Raw genomic sequence first — 24,668 nt, forward strand, 5'->3', positions numbered from 1 at the left:
CGTTCGTCCTGAGCCAGGATCAAACTCTCCATTAAAGACCAACCGAAGTTGGTTTATAGAAAGAGCGATAAGCTCATGTTGAAACTGACGAGATAAAAATATCTCTTGTTTGATTTTGTGAACAAAATCATTTTACTCACTCGTTGTTCAGTTTTCAAAGATCAATTTTCTCATTCGGCTTTTCTTGGGCCGGATAAATAATATATCATACTTTGGCGATCCATACTACTGGTAAATAATAACTCATAAACGATCTTTTGAATTTTTGAACCATTACATCGCAGCCTATCTTACGGCCGGATGAATAATATATCATTTAGGTTTGCTGAATACTACATGTAAATTATACCAATTTATTCGTTCTTTTAGCTCCAGCCCATCTCACGTCTCGTTCATGATTTGAAGAATAAATCCCTGGGTATCAAACCAGCTATAAGCTGTTTATACTTCTTTCATCGAAAGAGCGAAGAAAATTCGCTGTGTATATATTTTTTAAAGGCTCAGCCATCTTGTATCTCCTTTGGTGTCCAAATGTAACGATAGTTTTACCTTTGTCTATGATAAAGCCTTATCATGGCGAGGCCAGACATACTAAAAATGCCAGGTTCTATGATGAGAACCTGGCACTGACATGCATGGCTTATGAATTGTGGGAAGGGGCAACTCTTCCAATCTCTCCAGAAGGAATCTGATACTGGCGGATATCCTTAAACAGAAACATAATCAATCCGCATAGTACAGTAATCAGTCCACTGAAAAAAAGAACCTCACTCAGAGAAAACCGTAAAGCTAGCGCCCCTCCAATCAAGGCCCCTAATGGCAGAGCCGCACTCGACAAGGTGTTTAAAAAGGCTGTAACACGGCCCAGTATAGGCAGCGGTGTAATAATTTGAATCAACGACGTTTGGAGCACATTGATGATGCCGGTAAAAATACCTAATAACAGAGCTGCCAGCAGCTTCATCCACATCTCGGGCACAAGGGAAAAGACATAGATTGCCAGTCCCATGGCTACCCAGGAAACCGCGATGGTAATGCCGTTCTTTTTCAATACACTGACCAGAAAGGAACCGATGAAAATACCGATAAAGTAGGCTACATACAGCAGACTGTAATAGATCGGCGAGCCATAGGATACAGCGATGGAAGGTATAGCGATGACCAAAATCGCCATCGAAAAGTTTGTCAGCGCAAAGAACGGAAGCATAATTCTCAGGAAGGTGTGCCGTTTTACAAAAAGATACCCTTCTTTCAATTGTTTCAGATAGTACCCGAGCTTTAGTGAACTCCTGCCCGTGTCTTCCACCGGAGGAGCATCGATTTGCTTGCTGAGCCTGACATATACAAAGCCTGCCAGAAACAGCATTGCACCGGCTAGAAAAAACGTATTTTTCATCCCCATTGCGATGATGAGCGAGGCTCCAGCCAGATATCCGACAATATTAATAACCTGATCCGTCGACGAAATCATGGAATTCGCCCGGACAATCAAATCCGGCGAGCCTATCAATTGCGGCAGCATTTTACTATTGGCCGGATAAAACAGTGTTGAGAAGCAGGATGCAATGAATACAATAACAAGGATAGCGACCAGATTGACCATCCCGTCCTGAATGAGAAACGGGACGGCCAAAATTAGCACAGCCTGCGTAAACAAGGCGATGCTGGCTAACAAAGGCGGTGAATAACGGTCCACCACAGGACCCACGAGAAAGCTGAAAATCGACGCCGCAGATACGGCCGTATACGTGAAGCTGGTCATCGCCACCGACTGTGTCGATTGCTGAACAAAATACAGCAGGACGATAGAATAAATGCTGTCTGCGATATTGGCAAGAGTACGAGATGCAAAAAATCGGATAAAACGGCTATCCTTAAACAATGGATTCACATCTTCATCCCCTTACTGCAAAATGGTCAAAGCATTCAAGAGCCTGTCACTAGCAGTCTGGAAGATTTGATGGATATACTGGTCGTTCTCATGATATGGAATGGTAAGTGAGATTTTCAGAATATCCCCTACATGCTCTGACTCAAAGAAAATAACCTTGTTAACATTGGCCTGTGTGCCTTCGGTATGCAGATTGTCGAGCAATTCTGCATCCTCTCGTCCCTCACCCAAATAGTTGAATACGATAGGCAGCTGTTCAAGTCCTTTTATCAAAATGCTGCTGGATATCGGGTAAGCTTTCTCCATTTCAGCATTGAAGATCAGATTGAAAAAGTTCAAATGATAGCGTGAAGCAAAGTCCAGGTGGGTATGGATACTCTTTTCATAGGATTCAGTGTCATCTTCCTGCAGCACAACGGGTATATGATCAATACACTCGCCTACGGTTCCAAAATAGTTTCGGTCGCCATATTGTCTTCCATAATTAGTAATCCAAAGCGGAACATCAGAGAGTTGGAAATAGCTGCTGAAAAAACGTACAGCCATTTGAAGCGAAATATCCCACATATTCGCAGCGCCGTGTTGCTCTGAAATGTCGCTTAAATTCAGCTCCCAACGATATCTGGTAGTGTCCGCATAGTTGCGTTCTTCGGTCAGCACGTGGATACGATCATTATTCTCACCAAACGTCTGGAGTTTGAATTGCTCGCTGATTTCCTGATCCCCGATTCCTTGAGGGCCTTGGCGGATATGGTTTACATATCCCCGGTATTGCACCTCTTCTATCGCATGTGCCGTCTGCTGCGGACGATGATATTCATCAAGGAGTTGTCTGCGCAGGATGTCACTGCTCGTAGCATCAAAAATGATGTGCGAGCAAGGAAACAATAGCAGATGTTCCCGCAAATTTAAGCGAATCAGGACGATCCGGTACTGCAGCGACTGTGTAAGTTCATAAGGTTCTAAAAATAGCTTAGAGGCAATGGAAGAAAGAAGCCTGCGTTGTGCTTGTACCGGCTGACCGGAGAGATCAACAGTCGGTAAAAAAAGATGCTCTGGAGCTGGACGCAACTCCCATTCCCATGCTCCGGACGATTGAACAAGTACGCTTCTTAGCAATTCATGGCGTTGAAGAAGCCGCTGAATCGTTACAGTCAAACGCTCGGTGTTCAAGTAGCTATCTAACTGCACAGCCATACCCGAGCCTGTAAAATGTTGCAAATGGTAATGCTGAGCTGGTGCAAGCGGATAGCGTCCAATAGCATTCAGACTTAGTATATTGGTATTCCAGTCTGTATTTAACTTAGCAATGCTGGCAAGCCATACATCGGCCTGTTGTTTAAGCAAGGTTTCTTGTTCTTCGTTTGTCGGTACAGCTCCGAGAATTCTATCTGGTTCGTCGGTTCCCCAGCGAACGATATAATGCGGGTGCAGGTCTGGATGGATATAAGATTGGATAAATTCAGAGATTGCCTGAACTTGTTCTACACAAAAAGGCTCTACTTGCAGGAACACATAGTTTTGCTTATCGGTGGATACGGACTGAAGCAAGACCTGTACACCAAATGCTTCTGTAATAGCCCGCTCAACCTCCTGAGCTTTGGCAATGAGCGTATCCGTGTTCACTCCGCCCTCTTCACCACGTTGTAAAAGATCGGACAAGCTTCTTATCGTCTGATATTGAAGCAATTGATGTATATCCAGCGGAATGTTCGATTCCTGTACTTTCGATACCAGTTGAATGGCCTTCAGTGAATGACCTCCAAGCTCGAAAAAGCCGTCGTCAATGCCGACCTTTTCAACGCCAAGCACCGCTTGCCACAGGTTCGCCAACTGTTGTTCCACTTCATTTCTTGGAGCAACGTATTCCATATCGGAACCGCTGGCCATTTCTGGCTCAGGCAATGCTTGGCGGTCGATTTTACCGTTCGTTGTCAGGGGAAACGCCGGCAGGAACACATACTGGGCAGGAATCATATAATCCGGCAACTGGCCAGTCAAATGGGTCTTCATATCACTCTTGGATAGCGGTACGTCGGTTGAGATATAAGCACAGAGCGTTTTTTGACCATCCTTCGTGCTTCTTACCGCTACGTGCGCCTCCCGAACTGCATCATGTTTCATGAGCTGGGTTTCAATTTCGCCGGGTTCAATACGATATCCGCGGATTTTAACCTGCTGGTCTATCCGTCCGAGATACTCCAGATTGCCGTCCGGTAGCCATCTGCCCAAATCACCTGTCCGATATATTTTTTCGCCCGGAATGAATGGATTAGGGACAAAATTTAGCTGGGTCAGATCATCCCTGTTTAGATAGCCGCGCGCCAGACCATCCCCACCAACACAAATTTCCCCTTGAGCACCGATAGGCAGCAGCCTGCTTGAAGAGTCCAAAATATAAACAGTTGAATTGCCAATTGGGCGACCAATAGGAATGCGGTTATATTCCTTATCAATCGGGAAATAAGTAGAGAATGTTGTGTTTTCTGTGGGGCCATAGACGTTGATAACGTTCACTCCCGGAGAATGTGCTCTAACCGTATTAATGATCCCAGGTAAAAGCACATCCCCGCCCACCAGCAAGTGCTTTAGCGAAGCAAAGAGATCTGGTTTATGCTGTGTGAGTTGGTTAAACAAGGGCGATGTCAGCCACATCGTTGTAATATGATATCGATTCAGCGCTTCACCAAGCTGAACAGCATCCAAGATTACGGATTCCGGTACAATGTACAAGCGCAATCCGTTCAGCAAAGCTCCCCAAATTTCAAAGGTACAGGCATCGAACACGAGCGCCCCGGTCAGCAAAATGCGCTCGTTCTCGGCAAATGGCATGTAATTGGTGTTCTTCACCAGCCGTATGACATTCCGGTGTTCAATCATGACACCCTTGGGACGCCCGGTCGAGCCGGATGTATACATGACATAGGCCAGATCGTCTGCCGTTGTCGATTCGGAAAAAATGAAGTCGTCGGAGTCGTAGGAGCTGATGTCGGCCAGATCCAGAACAGTACCGGAAAAATCGAAAGTGTTCATCTGTTTTCCCTTGTTGGATAGGGTTAGCAGAATTTCGCTACCGCTATCCTGAAGCATAAACATAATCCGTTCCTGTGGATAAGAAGGCTCCAGTGGCAAGTAGGCTCCACCCGCCTTCAAAATACCAAGAATACCGATAATCATTTCTGGTGAACGTTCAGTCAAAATGCCTACGATGGTATCCGGCGTAACACCCAGTTTCCGCAGCTTCGAGGCCAGTTGATTAGCTTTTATATTTAATTCGCGGTAAGTTAGCTCACGATTTTCAAATACAATAGCTACTGCATCTGGTGTTTTCTCTGCCTGTATTTCAAAGCCGTGATGTATGGTGTGGTCCGATGGATACGGTCTCCGTGTATCATTAAAATCAAACAAGAGCTGCTGTTTTTCCTCCGCTGTCAAAAGATCAATCTCCGAAACCCGGATATTTGGGTTTTGAATAACTTGCTCCATCATTTGGATGAGGTGAGCAGCCAATTGTTTGATCGCATTTTTGTTATACGTCAACGCGTTATAGCTAAATTTGATTTCCAGCTCTCGGCCAGGCATGACGATTACATTCAAATCATAATTGGTCTGTTCAATATCCTCTATTTCACCAACACGGAGGGCTTTAGGATTTTTTTCCAGGCCCGTAAGTTCTTCCGAAACGGGAAAGTTTTCAAAGGCGACAATATGCTGGATCAGGTTTTGTTTTAGTACACTATGGGCTTGAATATCAGCCAAGGAAAAATAGGAATACCGATTGGACTCCATCAAGGAATCCTGTATAGACGTAAGCAAGTCGGAAAACCGCAGGTCAGCGGAGCTTTTAACACGTACAGGTAGGGTATTAATGAATAATCCGACCATATTTTCAATACCGGGGATTTCATCAGGTCTGCCCGATACGACAGACCCGAAAATGACGTCCTTACTGTTGTTGTACGTTTGTAGTAATAAGCCCCAAACGGTTTGAAATAAGGTGCTGACGGTGACACGGTTTTGCTTGGCGATTTGTTCCATGCCTTGGGTCAGCTGCTCTCCCCATGTGCATATGAGTTGCTCTGCCTGAAACGAAGGATCGACGGATCGAGTATAGCCGGGCACGACGGTTTCATTTTCAAAATCAGTCACATATTGTTTCCAGTATGCTGCTGCTTCCTCTTTATTTTGTCTTTCCAACCACTGAATAAAGCTGCTAAATGGAAGGACAGGCTCTAATTCTAAAGGAGTATCGTCCCGAAGTGATGTGTAAATATCAAAAAAATCTTTGGCTACCGTCCGCAGGCACCAGCCGTCCATAATAATATGATGAGAGATCCAGATGAGCTTTGAGGTGTCCTCATCCCACTGTACAAGCGCTAACCGGATGAGAACCCCCTTTTCCAGATCAAAACCTCTCTGCCACTCTTCCTGTAAAATGGCTTGAAGTCGTCTGTGCTTTTCCGCATCCGGTAGACTACGCACATCTTCGGTATGGACAGGAGCAGCTAATCGTTCCTCCAGTACAACCTGAAGCGGACGATCCGTCTCCTTATACATGAATACCGTACGGAAAATATCATATCGGTCAATCAGCTTTTGTAAGCTTCGGCTGATTAGGTTGGTATCCATAGCTTCATGAATGGTAATAATCGTTTGTTCGAAATAAGCCTCTGACTTTTCATCAAGTATGGAATGAAATAGCATTCCCTCCTGCATCGGGGATAGCGGATAGAGGTCTTTAATTTTCACTTGGTGGTTTAACAGCTTATTTGATAAGCGATTTGCAATATTTTCAAACTGGTCCAGAGACAATTGCCCATATGTAAAATCCGTCGGGCTTTGTTCTGCTGTATCCTTGGCACAGCAATGGCGAATAAGTTCGATCAGATGAGTCTTAAAGCTGGCTGTAAGTCGCTCCACCGTCGATGCTTCATATTCACGTGCGTTGTATTCGAATACAATACGGAGTCTTTCGTCAGCCACCGCACCATGAATATCAAAGCTGGGCGCTTTTTTAGTCAGAGGGTTGATTTCAGTACCGGCAAACGTGGATAGTGGCGAGGTACGCCATGCCGTACCTTCTCTGGCTTCTCCGTCAAAGCTAAAGCTGATCTCAGGTGGCTTGGCAGAAAAAAGAGCTGCCCTATCCTGCTGCTCCCTGTCGGTCAAGTAGCGTAAAATGCCATAGCCGACACCCTTGTTGGGTACACGTCGCAAATTGTCCTTAACCAGCTTGATTTGATGGGCCAAATCTTCGGGTTTGCTCACATTTACCACAAACGGATACACGGACGTAAACCTGCCAACTGTACGTGATACGTCAATGTCTTTAATCAATTTCGTCCTGCTATGACTTTCCATCTGGACTGCAATTTCAGCATGTCCGCTCCATTCCCGGTAAGCCAGTCCTAACGCCGTCAGTAAAATATCATTTGTTTCTGTATTGTAAGCATGGTACGCGTGTTTCAGCAGGTTTTCGGTTTCTTCCCGGCTGAGTGTCACTTCGGATTTGCGCCCGTCACGGATCAGGCTATCTGAAACCTCATGATCTTTTGGCAGCGAAAGTATTTCACGAGCTTCTACCGTATTCCAATAGCTGATTTCCTGACGCGCCAGTTCGCTTTGTGCATACTTGGACAGACGTGCTGCCCATTCTTTGTAGGAATCGGTCTTGGCGGGTAACTGCAGCTTTTCACCGTTAGCTAACTGTTGGTAGGTTGTTTCCAAGTCTTCCAGCAGGATTCTCCACGACACACTGTCTATGACAAGATGATGAATGACGATTAACAAATGATCGGATTCCTGTAGCCGGATTAAAGCCAAACGCACAAGCGGGCCGTTACGCAAATCAAAATGGCTTTGTAACGCGTCAGTGAGCTGCGCGATTTCTTCCCCAGGCTGGTCAGCATGTATTAAATCGTAGCTTTCCAATGTAAAGTGTTCACCTTCGGCTGTGCCTCTGTTATAGGCGACAGGTTTTTTTTCACGTTCATCAAAGGTAATGCGCAAGGCATCATGGTGCGTGGTCAGCTTGTCCACGGCGCTTCGCAGCCAGGTTTCGTTCCATCTTTCGGGGTTCTGGAGCATGACAGCCTGACTGTAATGATGACGTTCTGTTCGATGATGCTCAAAAAATTCCCATTGGATCGGTGTCAACTCCACTGTACCTTGTACCGCCCCCTGCGGGATGGTCCGAATTACTTTTTTTATATAAGGAGCAATCAAATCAATCTGCGGATGGCGGAACAAATCCTTCATGTCCATTTTGAGGCCCTTCGCGTTCAATCGGGCTGCGATTTGCAACGCTTTGATCGAATCGCCACCAAGCTCGAAAAAGTTGTTGCGCAGACCAATCGGCTTAACACCAATGACTTCCTCCCAGATGGAAGCGAGTGTTTGCTCCAGTTCGCTCTGCGGCGCTTTATACTCGACGTCGGTCAACACAAAATCTTCGGGTTCTGGAAGCGCACGTCGATCAATTTTACCGTTATGGGTCAAAGGCAATTGATCCAGCACGATAATATGTGCGGGCACCATATAGCTTGGCAACTGCTTGGCAAGCTCTGTCCGCAAGAAGGATTTGTCGGTTGTACCTGCTACGTAGGCGCACAAATACTTTTGTCCGGTTTTATCCGTTCTATCCGTGACCACCGCTTGGCGTACCTCATCCAATTGGAGTAAGGCCGACTCAATTTCACCAGGTTCGATCCGGTAGCCACGAATTTTCACCTGAAAGTCAATCCGACCGATGAAATCAATGTTGCCATCCGGCAGCCAGCGTGCCAGATCTCCGGTGCGGTACAGACGCTCTCCCTTTACAAAAGGATTCGGTACAAATTTCTCCGCCGTCAGGTCAGGACGGTTCAAATAACCGCGGGCCACAGAAGCGCCGCCCAAGCACAACTTCCCGGCTACGCCGACAGGGAGCGGACGCAAAGCCTCATCCACAATATATACTTTATGATTCGGCAGTGCCTTTCCAATCGGGACGATACCTGATGGAGGCAGACGTTCAGCTGCTTCTTCATAAAAGCTTGAATCAATTGCCACTTCGGTTACACCGTAGGTATTCATGATGCGCATCGTATCACCGAAGCGATTCAAAAGTGTCCGATAGTTATCAACGCCAAAGCTGTCCGCGCCTGTAGTAAGCAGCTTCATGGCACTGACATCTGTACCGTGTTCATATACATAGTCCATAAGCAGCGTCAACAAGGCTGGCGGAACTTCAAACGTCGTAATTTCGTGCTGTTCGAGAAACTGCGCCAAAGCTGGAGGATCGTTGCGCACATCCTGTGGGCAAATGACCATGGTGCCTCCGTTCACGAATGTCTTGGCCAGATCACCGGCAAAGACATCGAACGACATACTGGCAATCTGAAGGAGCTTGACGGGAAACTCTTTTAACTGGTGAGCTTCTCTATAGCCCCACGCCGTATTTACGTAATGGCGATGCTCGATCATCACGCCTTTGGCGTTGCCCGTCGTTCCCGATGTATAAATGACGTAGGCCAAAGCCTCGGGATCATGAATAGGTGCGTAGATAGGCGCTTGTTGATGGGAATGCTCCGCTTGTGAAGCCTGTTGAAGTAACGCTGGCAAGTCCAGCACTTCCCCCGCAAAATCCACATCGGCCAATAGTTCAGTCAAGGAAGACTGCGTGAGCATAATCGTAGCTCCGCTGTCCTGAAGCATGTAAGCAATTCTTTCTTTCGGGTAGGTCGGATCGACAGGTACGTAGGCAGCTCCCGCCTTCATAATCCCTAACACAGCGATAATCATGTCTGCTGAACGATCAAGCATCACGGCGACGAGATGCTCACGCTTGCCCCCACGGTTTTGCAGTGCTTGAGCAAGCAGATTGGCCTTCTCATTCAGCTCATGATAGGTCAGTGCGGTGTCTTCGTAGATGACGGCGGTCTGTTCCGGGATACGTTCTGTCTGGGCTTCAAATATTCCATGGAACGTTTCAGCAGGATAGTCGGCAATCGGCCCGCTCCATATATTGGTGAGTTCCGCCTCTTCTGTAGCGGTCAGCAGACGAATGTTCCGCAGCAGGAGTTCTGGTGTACGTGCAATTTGGACGAGTACATGCTCCAAATGCCCAACTAACCGTGTCATCGCTTCATCGCTATAGACATAGTTGTTGTAGGACAGCATAAAGCTCAACGCTTTTCCGTCCTCCACTTCGATGTTGAAGTGGTAAGGTGTTTCTTCGGACAGCTGAGCGTCCTCCACGACGAATCCAAGTCGTTCCTTCAGATCAGGCCGGCCAACCATATCCTGCAGCGGGTAGTTTTCAAATACAACAAAATGATCCATGAGTTGCTGCTTGAGCGCTGACTGGGACTGTATTTCAGCGAGTGAAAAATAGTCATATGCCCGTGATTGAACCGCGCTGCGCTGCACTTCACGAAGCAGACCTGAGAATGGCAGATCTGCATCCAATTTGATTCGTACCGGTATGGTGTTAATGAAAAGTCCCAACATCTGTTCAACACCTTCAAGCTCCGGCGGTCGACCGGAAACAACGGTGCCGAAGACGACGTCTTCACTTTGGTTGTATCCTCCAAGCACCACTCCCCATGCAGCCAGAAACAGACTGCTAAGGGTTGTTCCGTTGCGTTCAGCCACCGTCCGCAATTGACGGGTTGTTTCATCCGTGAGTGTTATTTTATGCTCATGCAGCAAGTACCCGGTATCTGGCTGGAGCGGATGGGCTACAGGCAGGGTTGGCAGCACAGCTGGCTGATCATAGTCGTTCAGGATGGACCGCCAGTATTCCTTCGCCGCCTCCTTATCCTGCTTATCCAGCCAGCGGGCATAGCCAGTATAGGGCTGCGGTGTTAGCAGTTGTACGGGCTTCCCCGCTTTCAGTGCTTCATAAGCCGCGAACAGCTCGTCCATAACGATGCCGAGGCACCAGCCGTCCATAATAATATGATGAAAGCTTAAAAGCAGCGTATATGCGTTCGTTTGGGTTTGAAGCACAGCCAGACGAATGAGCAAATCCTTGCTCAGATCGTAACGATGGTTTCGGTCTGCGTCTGCGTAGCTGCGAATGGCCTCTGCTTGCTCTGCCTCGGGAATATTCGTCAGATTCTCGTAACGAAGCGTTGGATTTCGCTCCTTAAACACGATGAGCCGCGAACGGGAAGCACTTTTATGATAAATATTCGAACGAAGCGTTTCGTGACGCTGCACCAGAGTCTCGAAGCTCTTTTGCAGAGCCTCCAGGTTCAGTTCACCCCGGATGGTCATTCGTACTTGCTCATAGTACGCCTGTGATTCCGGCTCCATGACTGTATGAAAGAGCATCCCCTCCTGCAAAGGCGTTAAATTGGCCACTTTTTCGATTTCAAGCCTTTTACTCATCGGATTTCCCCCTCAATCGAATATTTATAGGCTTTCATAAAAATGCTTCATCTCTTCGAACTCTTCCAAATCCAGATCATCTGCCCCTACGTCTGTTGGTGTCAGTTCCTGACCGGACTGATCAAGGCAATGACGAATGGTATTCAACAGGTGTGTTTCGAAGCGGGAGAAAAGTTGTTTGACCGTGCGCTCTTCATATGCATTTCTGTCATAGGATATACGGATACTTAATTTTCCGTCCTCCAACCGGCTATCCATATAAAGAGCATAAGATGAACCATTAATCACATCCTTGGTACCTGGTCCAATTTCAGCTTGCAGCGGCGATATAGAAAAATAAACCGATTCCGGGTGTGGGGAGTCTATATAACGGAAACCAATTTCCGGATGACGAAAACGTTTAGAATCCGTTGGATTGCTGGCTTCGGTCAGATATCTCAATGCACCGTAGCCCAATCCGTGATTTGGAACCTGCCGAACCGTTTCCTTCACACGCTTAAGCAACAGCGCTATATCATCCGCAGATTTGATGTCCAGTACAACTGGATACACGGACGTAAACTGCCCTACCGTTCTGGAGATATCCAGCGAATTTGTTTCAGCCTGTTCTCGGCCAGGGTTCTCCACGTAGAGTGCAATCCGTTCTTGTCCTGACCATTCGGATACTGTTTGCCCCAGTACGGACAGCAGTACTTCCTCCGGCACGGTATTATAGGCATGATTGACCTGTGTCATCAGATGCTGGGTTTCGTCTGTTGATAATTGCAGGTGGAGCTGATGTGTTTGTCTCTCCGATCCAGAATCCGTAATGACTTCATGGTCTTTGGGAAGCGTTCTCCACTCTGACAACTCTATCTTGTTCCAATAGTCCTGCTCCTTGAGCAGCTCTTTACTATTCGCATAATGCTCAAGATGCTCTGCCCACGTTTGGTAAGCGTTCGTTTTGTCCGGTAAAACAATCGTTTCCCCATCCAGAGCTTGTCCGTAGCCTGTTGCCAGATCTTCGAGCAAAATATTCCATGAAATGGCGTCAGCCACTAGTGGGTCTACAGCAAGGAAAAGATGATCTCCGCTATCCAGACGGAAAAGCCCTGCCCGAACTCGTGGTCCTTCAAACAGCCGCAGGCTGCTTTGAATCCGTTGACATTCAGCTTCCATCTGGCTGCGTGCTTCGCTTTCCGTTCCCGTAAGCGACAGTACCTCCAGCGTGATTAGCTCCTCATGCAGTCCTTTGTGAGCTTGCGTAACCGACTCGTCAGCCTGTTGTAATAAGCCAAGGCGCAGAGCATCGTGGTGCTCTACGATTTTCTTCAATGCGGCTCGCAATGGCTGCTCGTCAAAGCCCGACTTTGCCAACAGCAGTACCGACATTGCGGCAGGAAGTGCCTCGGATGCTGGATGCCGTTCAAACCCATCGAGTAGGTGTCGTTGTATCGGTGTCAGTGGTACTTCTCCATCTATCGGACCTTGCTCTATCGGACGGGACAATGTTTCTGCATAGCCGCTCAGGATTTCAATGGACGGATGCTCCAGTACGTGTCGGATATCCAGTAAATACCCGTGGAGACGCATGCGTGCGATGACTTGAACTGCTTTAATCGAGTCGCCTCCGAGCAGAAAAAAGTTATCCTGAATGCCCACCTGATCGCGTCCCAAAACATCTTGCCATACGGCGGCCAAAGCTTCTTCCACATCATTTCGCGGCGCTACATAGGCCACATCCGGTCGGAATAGCTTTTCAGGCTCCGGCAATGCTTTTCGGTCGGTTTTTCCGTTCGGTGTCAACGGTATCCGATCCAGAAACACGAAGTAAGACGGAACCGAATAATACGGGAGCAACTTGGCGGCATGTTCATGAATGACCGTTAAGCTTGGTGTTTCTTCTGTATGCAATACAATGTAGGCACACAAGACGGATTCTTGCTCTTTGTTTTGATATACAGTGACGACAGCCTCTTGAATTGCAGAATGGCTCATCAAAGCATTTTCAACCTCACCCAGTTCGATCCGGAATCCACGTACTTTCACCTGATGGTCGATTCGGCCGATAAACTCCAGATTTCCATCTGCTTTCCAGCGAGCGAGGTCACCCGTTCTGTACATTCGTGTCCCTATTGAAAATGGATTATCCACAAATTTTTCTGCCGTCAAATCCTCGCGGTTCCAATAGCCACGGGCCAGCCCTTCCCCTGCAATGCATAGCTCGCCCGGTATACCGATTGGCTGTAATCTGTTCTGCGCATCCATGATATAAATGTGCGTATTCGCAATGGGGCGTCCAATGTCAATCTGATTGGCATCGGTAAGTTCCTGCACTGCCGACCAAACCGTCGTTTCCGTAGGTCCGTACATGTTATAAATACGGGGGCCGTTCAATTTCTGCATTGCCTCCAGCAGCCTGGGCGGAAGCGCTTCTCCCCCAACCATAATTTCCTGTACACCTTGCAGCACACGGGAGCCTTCTTCATGACTCAGCAGCATGTGCAGCCGAGATGGCGTCATTTGCAGCATGTCAATATGATGTGCAGTAATCAGCTCGCCAAGTGCCTGAGGATCGACCTGATAATGGCGGTCGCCTAACACGACGGTCATTCCGCCCAGCAGCGGCAGAATCGTTTCCAAAACGAAAATATCGAACGAAATGGTGGTTAGGGATAAAATCGTTTTGTTCGCTGCAAAGTCGATCACTTCACGCATTCCTGTAATAAAATTCAGCACCGAGCGATGCTGGAGCATAACTCCTTTCGGATTTCCGGTTGAGCCAGAAGTATAGATGACGTAAGCCAGATGCTCCGGCTGAGCAGTGGCTTCCAGATTGGTCCTTTCCCCTTGATATACTTCCTCATCTTCGATAAACAGGGTGTTGGCGCTGTAATGGTGTTCTCCTACCAGATCGCGACTGGTCAGGAGCACGGCAGCCTCACTGTCACTCAGCATATACTCAATACGGGCTGACGGATATTCAGGATCGATAGGCACATAAGCGCCACCCGCTTTTAGCACGGCGAGCAGACCGATAATCATTTCCGCCGAACGCTGCACCATCAGGCCGACTAGCTTATCGGGTCCTACACCATGCGCTTGAAGTATCCGTGCCAGTGAGTTAGCACGTTCGTTCAACTCCCGGTAGGTCAGACGCTGATTTCCGAACACCAATGCTATATGACCCGGCGTCTGTACGACCCGCTTTTCAAACTGCCCGTGAACTGTCTCATTGTGCGGGAAAGGTACGACGGTATGATTAAATTCGGTTAGCAGTAATTGCTTCTCTTCATCAGATACGATCATAATATCGGCCAACCGCACCCCGACATCCTGCGTCACCGTTTCCAAAATTCGCACAAAATGCTCTCCCAGCCGTCGGATGGTCTCCGGTTTAAACAGCTTTGTGCCATACTCCAAAGTGAAGGACAAACATTCTTTTTCCTCGGTCACATGCAATGAAAAATCCACCTTGGAGATACCCGCGTTGAATTCTTCCGGTTTAAAACGAATGCCTCCTGTTTCCAAAACATCTGTGCCGACATTTTGCAAACTGAACATCGTATCGAACACCGGGTTTCGACTTACGTCGCGCACCAGTTCCAGTTTGTCTACAAGCTCATCAAACGGGTATTCCTGATGCTCCAGTGCCAGCAGCGAGTTTTGCTTAACCTTCTGCAAAAAGGATTGGAACGTTAAAAAAGATCGCGGCTGATTGCGAAGAACCAGCGTATTGACGAACATGCCAATCATCGTTTGCGTATCCACATGCCGTCTTCCGGCAACAGGTGTACCCACGATAATGTCCTCTTGACCAGAATACTTGCCCAGCAGGACATTATAAGCCGCCAAAAGTACCATAAAGATCGTAGATTCGGTATCTTGGGCCAATTTGTAGAGTCTGTTAGTAAGTTTGGATTCCAAGGTGACGGTCAAGCTGTCACCTTCAAAGCTTTGTGTTTGTGGACGTGAAAAGTCCGTAGGTATATTCAGTATAGGAAGCTCGCCATTCAAGGTCTGGAGCCAATATGATTCATGCGCTTGCAATGCGTCGTCAGTGATCTGCTGCTTCTGCCAAGCAACAAAGTCTTTGTAATGAAGCTGAATGTTCGCAAGCTGTCTGCCCTGATACCGTTGAATGATTTCATCCAGCAGCACGGCCATGGAGAAACCATCGGACACGATGTGATGCATATCCACTAACAGTATGAAGCCACCTTCGATAAATTCGTACAGTTCGGCGCGGAATAAAGGAGCTGTTCCTAGGTGAAAAGGCTGAACAAACAAGGTCCGAGCCTGTTTTGCTTCTTCCTTGGAAATGCGGGTACACGGGATGTCGAATGGAATCGTGTCCCGAACTTTTTGTACCACTTCTCCGTCTTCCAGATCGAAATACGTCCGAAAGGATTCATGACGCAAAATAACTTCCCTAACGGCTTCAATGAAGCGGGGAACCTCCAGATCTCCCTCTATGAAAAGCTGACCTGATACATGATAGGCCTTTCCACCTCCCAACTGATCCAGCACGTACATTCTCTTTTGGGAAGAAGATACCGGATAGAAGGCTTGCGATTTCACAGATACAATCGGTTCGTAGGTCTTCTTTGTTCCACCCGCAATATATGTAGCCAGCTCTGCAATCGTTTGCAGCTCAAAAATGTGGCTAAGTGGAATGTGTACACCCAGTTCCTTATTGACTCTCGACAGAATGACCGTCGCTTTTAGTGAATCACCGCCCAGTTGAAAAAAGTTATCGTCATAGCTGATATCCGTTACATTCAGAACGTCCTTCCAAATGTTCACGAGTTGATCTTCTACGCCGTGGTTCTCAGAAGCGGTGTCTGTTTTAGTGAATATGCTTGCTTGTCCCGGCTCTGGCAAAGCCTGTAGATCAGGCTGACCATCCGGCAGAAGAGGAATATGATCCATAGGAATCCAAAAACGAGGCTGCGTATAATCTGGAAGAATTTCGATTACAGCCTTTTTCAGTGCGTCTTCTTCCCATGGCTTCGATGCGTTTGCGACCACATAGGCGGTTATATATGAGACTTTTCCAGCTTCGTCCGTTTGCGGTGTAATGACGCAGGACTCCAATTGGAAAGTTTGCAGTAGATGTTTCTCCAACTGCTCCAGATTAACCTGATGTCCGCGAATGTGGATAGTCCGATTCAAATTGCCAATATGCCGCAGCTTGCCATCGTTTTCCACGTAAGCCCATTCCCGGGTCGTTCCCAACAGACCTGCTACTGAGGCTTGATACACCTCCCCTGCTGTCCCAACAGGTGCCAAATGCTTGTAGACATCGAGGACGCAAAGATAGTTTCCGTTGGCATCGGTATTTGCTGCCCATGCAGCTCGAAGTTGTTCGTTCTCCGGCGCACGGAGTAAAGTCAGCGTAGAAACGCGAGCCCCTTCTTCCTCTACAATGGAATGCAGCAGATTCAGGAAATATCCTGACCAGGCTTCGATAATGTTTGGCTGAAAAAGATCCAAATTGTAGTCGAAATCAAGACGTAATTGTTTCTGCGCCTCTGTCACGTTCAAAAACAACTCGTATTTACTGAATGACACCTCATTCTCAACGAGTTCTGCTTCCAGTCCATGGAATTGAAAACGCGGAATCGGTCGATCCATATTGAATACAGCGTTAATGACAGGCAAATGCCTCAGCCCCAGCTCAGCGAGTCCGGCAAAGCTGTACTTTTGAAAGCTGTCCAGTTCATTCATGCGCTTTTTGACCGTTTGGACATGCTCCGTAAAAGTAGCATCAGGACGCACTTCGCTGATCATCGGAAGCAAGTTGACACAGTTGCCGATCAGAGAGAAGGCGTCCATATGGGATTGTCCTGCGGTGGGAACCCCCACCGTTACTTCCTGCTGCCCTGTCAGCCGATGTAGAAAAATCTGAAAGGCGGATAGCAGCGTTATAAAAAGACTGCTGCCTAGCTTTATGCTGGCGGATCTCAATTGTTTAACGAGCTTCGCTTCGAGCATTATGGTATGTCTGCTTCCTCTGGAAGACGGAATTTGTATTCCCCTTACCGGAGATGGCAGATGGAGGACAGGCTGCTGCTTTTCTTGCACTGCTGACCAAAAAGCAAGGGCCTCTTTTTTCCCTGCTTTCAATTGATCCTGCTGCCAAACAACGTAATTCCGAAAAGGTACTGGATCGGGAAGGTTGTAGTCAGCATGTCGAACAAGCGCAGAATAGATGTGTTCCAGTTCCTGAATGAATACACTGATTGACCAGCCATCCGCGATAAAATGATGAAACGTAAAAACACCCAGATGCTCTTCATCCGATATTTTCAGCAGATGAATTCGGAATAATGGCTTGCCTGGCGTCATCGCAAATGGAGTTTCACTGTCCTTGATCATCCATGCCCGGATATGTTGTTCCTGTTCATCTGGGCGATAACTGGTAAAATCATGAAGCGGGATTTCCGCTTTCATCACAGGAGCGAACACCTGAGTTTCCCCATCGCCGCTCATAAAGATATGTAAGGCTTCATGACGATTTACAATGGTCTGGACAGCTTGGTTGAACGCCTGCTGCTGAAGTGGACCACGAAACCGCAACAAGGCGGTTTCGTGTAAAGATTGAGAGTCACTTCGATCTGAAACAGAAGCGAACCAAAGCTGCTTTTGCTCTGGAGTTAACGCAATAATAGTTTCTGCTGCTTCAGCCTCTGGAGGTACAGTTACAGGTACAGGTTGCTTTCCCGGCCCCGGGCCGTTTCCATTCGGGGGCGGGTCCGGTAAAAATCCCCCTTTACGCAGCTCGTTCACGCTATCCTTGACCGCTTCTACGATTCGCGCAATATCTTCCTCGGTATGGGCCGTGGACAAGAAGCAGTTTCGTCCCTCCCAGATATAGATTCCTTTGTCCAGCATGTGATAGAAGAACAACTCCAGATCGCCTTTGAGCACGAAGCGGAATAGGGAGCCAAAGTGAACGACCTTCATAGGTACGCGTTCGTCAGTGAAATAGCTGTTCAACTCCGCTGCTAACGCCAAGGTGCGGCTGTTCAAGCGATTTTGCAGTTGCTCGCCATGCTTCTCCAAATGATCCAGCACCGCTAAGGATGCAGCCATTGCCAACGGATGATGGCAGAAGGTTCCTGCCACAAAGGTTCGCTGCTGCTCATGCTGCGGATAGGAATCGTCCCCGAAGCTCCACGTGCCTCCGTCGATTCCGTTCATAAAGGCGGCCTTTCCGGCTACGATGCCGATGGGTAGCCCGCCGCCAATGATTTTACCGTAGGTCACGAGGTCGGCTTGTACCCCAAACCACGCTTGGGCTCCTCCGGGCTGAATCCGGAAGCCTGTGATGACTTCATCAAAAATGAAGGCAGTACCCGACTGCTCCGTTATCTGGCGAATTTCCTGCAAAAAGGCTTTAGGCTGAAAATCTGGTCGGCGGCTTTGTACCGGCTCCACTATAACCGCGGCCAGTTCATGCGCATGGGTGCGGATATAATCCAGAGAATCGTCCGCCCCATACTGAAGCACGACGACATCGTCCACCATATGCTGCAAGATACCTGGAGCTAGAGGTGTCGAATGCTCCTTGTCATCACCCGCGCTCCCCAGTGCCAGCACCCCGTCGAATGTACCGTGATACGAGCCAGCAAAAATGACGACTTTAGCTCGTCCAGTGGCAGCACGTGCCAAACGGAGCGCGACCATGACGGCTTCCGTGCCGGAATTATACAGGGCAATCCGTTCCACACCGGTCATCTTGCATATTCGCTCGGCGACTTGCCCAGCCATGTTGGACATGGGGCCAATACACATGCCGTTCTTCAGTTCTTTCTCAATTTTTTCACGAATAAAGGCTGGATTATGTCCAAACAGATTTACACCAAAGCCCATCGTCAAGTCGACATATTCATTGCCATCCAGATCCCAAATTTTTGAACCGTCTGCACGCTGGGATACAATTTGATACACCATTTCCTTCAAAACAGGCCGGAAACCAGCCACATTGCGGTTATTGGCGTATACGGAGCGATACTGCTGGGTGTACTGTTTGGTGCTACGCGTACGGGCCGTGTAGCGTTCAATCAGTTCTTGCAGGTGTTGTTCCTGACGGAGCGAAAGCAATTCACGTGCTTTAACATCCAGCTTTTTATAAGGTGTATACGGCTTGGCTTCATTGCCTGTCTTCTTGAAAACAGCCTTTACGGATGGTGCTGGTGCTAATGCAGCCGCGACTTTCTGCTTGGATTCGGTACGGATGATCTGCGCACTTTCACTACTTGCCGATAGCAAAACGCCCGTTTCCGGGTTAAATGGCTCGGAAGCTATTACGGATGCAGATGGCTGATGCCGGAGAACATCGAGCTGCTGTGACATCAGATGTAGCTGTTGCTCCAAAATTCGCTCTACAGCCGCAGGAGCTGTAGCGATTGGAAAGCTTTGAGCCCGTGTTTGCCCAGCCGTGTCTATGGCATAAACGGATGCCGCAGCCGGAACAGCGGATTCATGAGACGGTTGGGTTAACGGGAAAGCTGCATGATCAACCTGATTCAGAGTTGTTTCTGGACGATTTTCCACAGATTGAACCGGGGTTTCAGCAGAAGTGAAAGTGCTCACCCGCTCAGCTACGTAGCTGGCCAACAGCTCCAGCGTGGTCAACGATTCGAAAAATTCGTTCATTGGAACGTCCAGTCCGAAGGTATCCTTGATACTGTGGCGAACCTGGGACAAATTAATGGAATCTAGCCCAAGCTCCAGAAAATGTGTTTGTGGCTCCAGTTCCTCCAGACTGAGTTGAGACACGTTACCGATCATTTTCGCTAACTTTTGAAGAATAGATGATTTGTGCTGATCGATAGCAGATGCTGGCGCTGAATACTCGTTCCCCATCATTCCAGACTCCTTTACTGTTGAGTTTTCATGAACTGGCGCCTTCTGTTCCGCTCGAACCTGTTCAGGCACGTTAATCCAGCATCTTTTCCGTTCGAATGGATACGTAGGCAGAGAAACCTTTTTATAACGCTTACCTGCATAGAGGGCGTTCCAATCGATCTGCGCTCCTTGCACGTACTTGGCAGCAAGCTGCTCGAGGGATTGGAGCGTGTTCAAGCTTCCAGTGACCGTCTCTACGCTGCCTATGCTATCCGCTATTCCGGTGTATACACCTTCGACAACTCTGCCTTGTTCATGCAACTGAAGCACCTTCGCTTTTAACGCATCCGCTCCTGCGGCAGTCACAGCAATCCGATGATTCAGATGGCTTCTGCCTGTGTTAGCCGTATAGCACACATCCTGCATCACGAGCTCTTCTGCGCGTCCGAACCGTTCTGCGTACCGTCCGACCAACTGGCGCAAAGCGGATTCACTTCGCGCCGACAGGGTCAACAGCAGCGGTGATGATTTATTGTTGCTGCCCGTTGAGCTTGGATCTGATTCCGTCTTCGCTATATATTCCTCCAGCACCACATGGCAGTTTGTCCCGCTGAATCCAAAGGAACTCAGTCCGCTTCTTCTCGGGAAACCGTTCGACTTCCATTCCCGTAGCTTCGTATTGGCATATACCGGGGATTCCTCAAAATGGATCTTCTGGTTTGGTGTGCGAAAATGAACGAGCGGCGCAATCTGTTGGTGCTTCATGGACAATACGGATTTGATCAAGCCCGCAATCCCAGCGGCTTCGTATAAATGACCGATATTCGTTTTGACCGTGCTGATGGCCACAAACTGCTTACGCTGTGTATGCTTGCGGAAAGCCTTGGTAATGCCGTCAATCTCAACCGGATCGCCCAGCTTGGTTCCGGTGCCATGTGCTTCGATACAACTTATCGTTTCAGGATCAATCCGTGCATCGCGCCACGCCTGCGAAATCACTTCTGCCTGAGCCAGCGCATTCGGCGCGGAAATACCAATCGTGCTACCGTCCTGATTAATGGCACTTCCCTTGATCACGGCTAAAATGTTGTCACCGTCTTGTTCCGCTTTGCGCAGCGGCTTCAGTAAAACGGCTCCAACTCCTTCACCCCAGCCCGTTCCGTCCGACTGGTCGTCGAAGGCGCGTGCTCGATCATCGGAGGATTCCATGCCAATGCCCGCTTTCAGCGGCAGTAAAATCGTCTTCACTCCACCTGCCAAGGCCATGTCGCAGTCTCCGCTAAGGATGGACTTGCAGGCCAAATGCACTGCCACGAGTGATGAAGAGCATGCTGTATCAATTGTTAGCGCCGGACCTTTTAGATCGAGCAAATATGCAATCCTGCTGGAAATAATGGATGATAAATTACCAATGGCAAAGTTCGGCAGCGCGCCCGGTTCCACCTCAGACAACAAACGCTCGTATTCGAAGCTGGTTTTGGAGAAGCCGACATACACGCCGACCTTTTGGCCTGCCAGTTGCTTACCCCCATACCCCGCATCCTCAATCGTGCTCCAGGCTGTTTGTAGAAATAACCGTTGATTCGGGTCCATGAGTGAGGCTTCCCGTGGAGTCAGCTTAAAGAAGGAATAATCGAATTTGTCTACTTCATCCAGATAGCCGCCTTCTGCAATTTGTATATTTCGTCCTTCCGTATTCAGACGGGAAATGAAATCTTCGGCATCTTTTCTTCTTTCGTCGCTGTACGGGCCGATATTGTCAGCCCCTGATGCCACATTCGCCCAAAACTGCTCTAATGTTTCCGCTTGAGGAAACTTGCCTGACATGCCGATGATGGCGATATCCCGGACATTTGCTTCCTCCTTGGCCTCGGACTGTGCTGTTGCAGCCGGGTCGCTGCTCATGCCCTGACTAGAGATATATGCAGCAAGCTTGGCGATGGTCGGATAGGAAAAGAAGTCCGTCACCTCAATATGAATCCCTAATTGATCCTCCAACAGGTCCACAATTTGAACGAGCTGCAAGGAAGTCACTCCGATATCAAAGTAGCTATCGTCCGTCCCGATCGACTTTACATTTAAAATATCCTGGCAGATTCCAATCAGCTTCTGTTCTATCTCTCCTTGAGGTAAGACTACACGCTCAGCTGCTTGCATGACTCGAGTAGCCTCGGCCATTGCTGTCAATATTTCATCAAATTCGCCCTGCTCATAACTCTGGGCTAATTTGAAGCGCTGAACCTTTCCACTAGTTGTTTTAGGAATACGCCGGATCGGAACCACATCCTGAATATGCCAACCTCCCCGGTAATTTAGATGACTTTTCAGCTTTTGGACAAGCGGTACAAAATGCTCTATCTTTTTCGTGTGCATCACAAAGGCAATAATACGATCCTGCCTCATTTGCGTATCATGTACACCGCAGACGGCTACTTTTCCGAGATCCACACCATCCAGTTCCTCGGCAATCCTCTCGATGTCATGCGGGTAGACATTCTGTCCGTTCACGAAAATGATATCCTTGGCTCTACCAGTAATAGTCAGGCGACCGTTCCGCATAAACCCTAAATCGCCGGTGATAAGCCAGCCATCCTCTGTTTTGACCTTCGCGGTAGCCCCTGGATTGTTATAGTATCCGGATGCCACATTTTTGCCGCGGATCTGTGTGTGTCCAATCACCCCATCTTCGAGCACCTGATTTTGTTCATCGCAAATGCGGACAGAGGTACTAGCCAGCGGATACCCCAAATCTACAAAAGTAAGACACCGCTTGTCGGACTTGTCCACTTCTTCTATAGGTTCACCTACGTGTAACTGCTGCCGATTCAAATGAATGGGGATAAAGGTGTTTTTGTCCAGAGGTGGAGAGGAAACGCCCACGCTCGCCTCTGCCAATCCGTAGACAGGCAACATCGTATTTTTATTCAAACCGTGAACACTCATTGCATCCATAAACACATGACAAAGCTCCACAGATACGGGCTCCGCTCCATTTAAGATCATACGGACACTCGACAAATCCCAGTTAGCTGCTGTTTCTGGTTTATACTGATCGAGAAAAAATTTATATCCAAAATTGGGAGAGCATATTTGAGTCACCTTATGCTCCGATACTTTTTTTAGCCATAAAGACGGGCGTCTGATAAAAAGTGCCGTTGGCATAATCAACTGCTTGGCATTAGCGATCACACAGGTTAAATGAAATGCGATCAATCCCAGGTCATGCGTAAGCGGCATCCAGCCCAAATAAGCATCCTTGGAGCTCATGCCCGTTTGATTTGCGATATCCCGAATATTGTAAACCAAATTTTCATGCGTCAGCATGACTCCTTTGGGATCACCTGTAGAACCTGAGGAAAATTGGATAAAAGCTAAATCCTCCGGTTTGGGTATATGGACAACACCTTTACTCTGATTGGAATAATCGAATATATGGCTTGAAAAAGTCGCTTTTTTAACAGGCTCAAAGGAATTCAGCAGTTCGTGCTGGTGCGAGTATTTTTCTAACTGTTCCAATACCTTGTCATCTGCAATCATATAAGGGCGGGAAAGTGTATTCCAGATTTTAAGCAATTTCATTTTATGCTCATCATTATTCCCTATGCTTACAGGAACAGGAACGATTCCACCAAGTAGGCAACCCCAAAATACATTCACAAAGGTATGATTGTCGTCGATCTGCATGATGAGCTCATCGCCAGGTTGTATCCCTTTTTCCTGTAATTCATAAAGTACCTGTAATGCTTGCTCCAGAAGTTTACAGTAGGATACGTATTCCTCTTGTTTATCACCAGAAATAAAGGTGATTCCGTTCTCATCCCGGCTTGCACGGTCTTGAATGATTTCAATTAAAGTTTGAAACTGTTCCATCCTGATCCCTCCTCAATTGCTCTAGCATTACTTTCTGCTCTCCTTCGGAGACCTGTTTGGTTTGCAACACCAGGCGAATACACTCCAAAATCTCCTGTCTTTGCTCAAAAGCAGGAGGTGAACCGCTCCCTGATTCAGAGCTTCGAAGTAATTCTTCCAGTCTTCGAACAGGTAAAATAACACCCTTTCGATAATCATCTTCATTCCAATTGGCATTGGGGGTAGATACCGCCAGTGAAAGGGAACGAGCAACCCAATCACGGATTGAGAAGCGGCGTTCCAGTTCAACGCGATCCAAGTCTCTATCCACGGACAGAAATTCAATGGTAGTGTTTATTTCCTTCGCCAAATTTTTCAGCACCGTTCGTGGACCTAACTCGATGCCTTGTTTCACGCCACGATTCGCCATATACTGCATGGTTTGAATCCAGCGAACCGGGTGAGTCATTTGCAAAATCAATCCTTGACGGATGCTGTCAACATCGGGGTATGGCAGAGCGGTCACATTGGAGATCACACGCCACTTCGCCTCATTTAAAGTGTATTTTTGCAGCTCTGTGGTCAGTCTATCCGCAGCATGCTGCATCAGCGGACTATGAAAAGGGCCGCTGACCTGCAAGCGGGTAATTTGGAACCCGCGTTGCTCTAATTGTCCCGCCACGGCAGCAACAGAGGCATGATGACCAGAAACGACGTA

The 24,668-nt window shown here is 48.0% G+C and carries 4 protein-coding genes; all 4 read right to left on the reverse strand.

Translation table 11 applies throughout. The features are described from left to right. Positions 1 to 640: 640 nt before the first annotated feature. The gene (locus ACL9RM_RS25700) at positions 641 to 1,891 is read right to left on the reverse strand and encodes an MFS transporter (protein ID WP_414126670.1); all 1,251 of its coding nucleotides are present in this window, start codon (positions 1,889 to 1,891) and stop codon (positions 641 to 643) included. A gap of 12 nt (positions 1,892 to 1,903) precedes the next feature. Further along, entirely contained in the window at positions 1,904 to 11,266 is a 9,363-nt protein-coding gene (locus ACL9RM_RS25705; RefSeq protein WP_414126671.1) for an amino acid adenylation domain-containing protein, read from the reverse strand. Positions 11,267 to 11,290: 24 nt separating this feature from the next. Further along, the gene (locus tag ACL9RM_RS25710) at positions 11,291 to 23,971 is read right to left on the reverse strand and encodes an amino acid adenylation domain-containing protein (protein WP_414126672.1); all 12,681 of its coding nucleotides are present in this window, start codon (positions 23,969 to 23,971) and stop codon (positions 11,291 to 11,293) included. Beyond that, positions 23,946 to 24,668, reverse strand: a 723-nt coding sequence (locus ACL9RM_RS25715; RefSeq protein ID WP_414126673.1) for an ACP S-malonyltransferase, incomplete at its 5' end; no start/stop codon positions are given. The genes ACL9RM_RS25715 and ACL9RM_RS25710, both read right to left, overlap by 26 nt.

Origin of the sequence: Paenibacillus sp. S29, from assembly GCF_049319765.1 — a bacterium.
Classification (GTDB): domain Bacteria; phylum Bacillota; class Bacilli; order Paenibacillales; family Paenibacillaceae; genus Paenibacillus; species Paenibacillus polymyxa_B.

Bases quoted from the DNA above. Each gene is read 5' to 3' on its own strand.
- ACL9RM_RS25705 (WP_414126671.1), bottom strand. From the start codon at position 11,266: ATGAGTAAAAGGCTTGAAATCGAAAAAGTGGCCAATTTAACGCCTTTG.
- ACL9RM_RS25710 (WP_414126672.1), bottom strand. From the start codon at position 23,971: ATGGAACAGTTTCAAACTTTAATTGAAATCATTCAAGACCGTGCAAGC.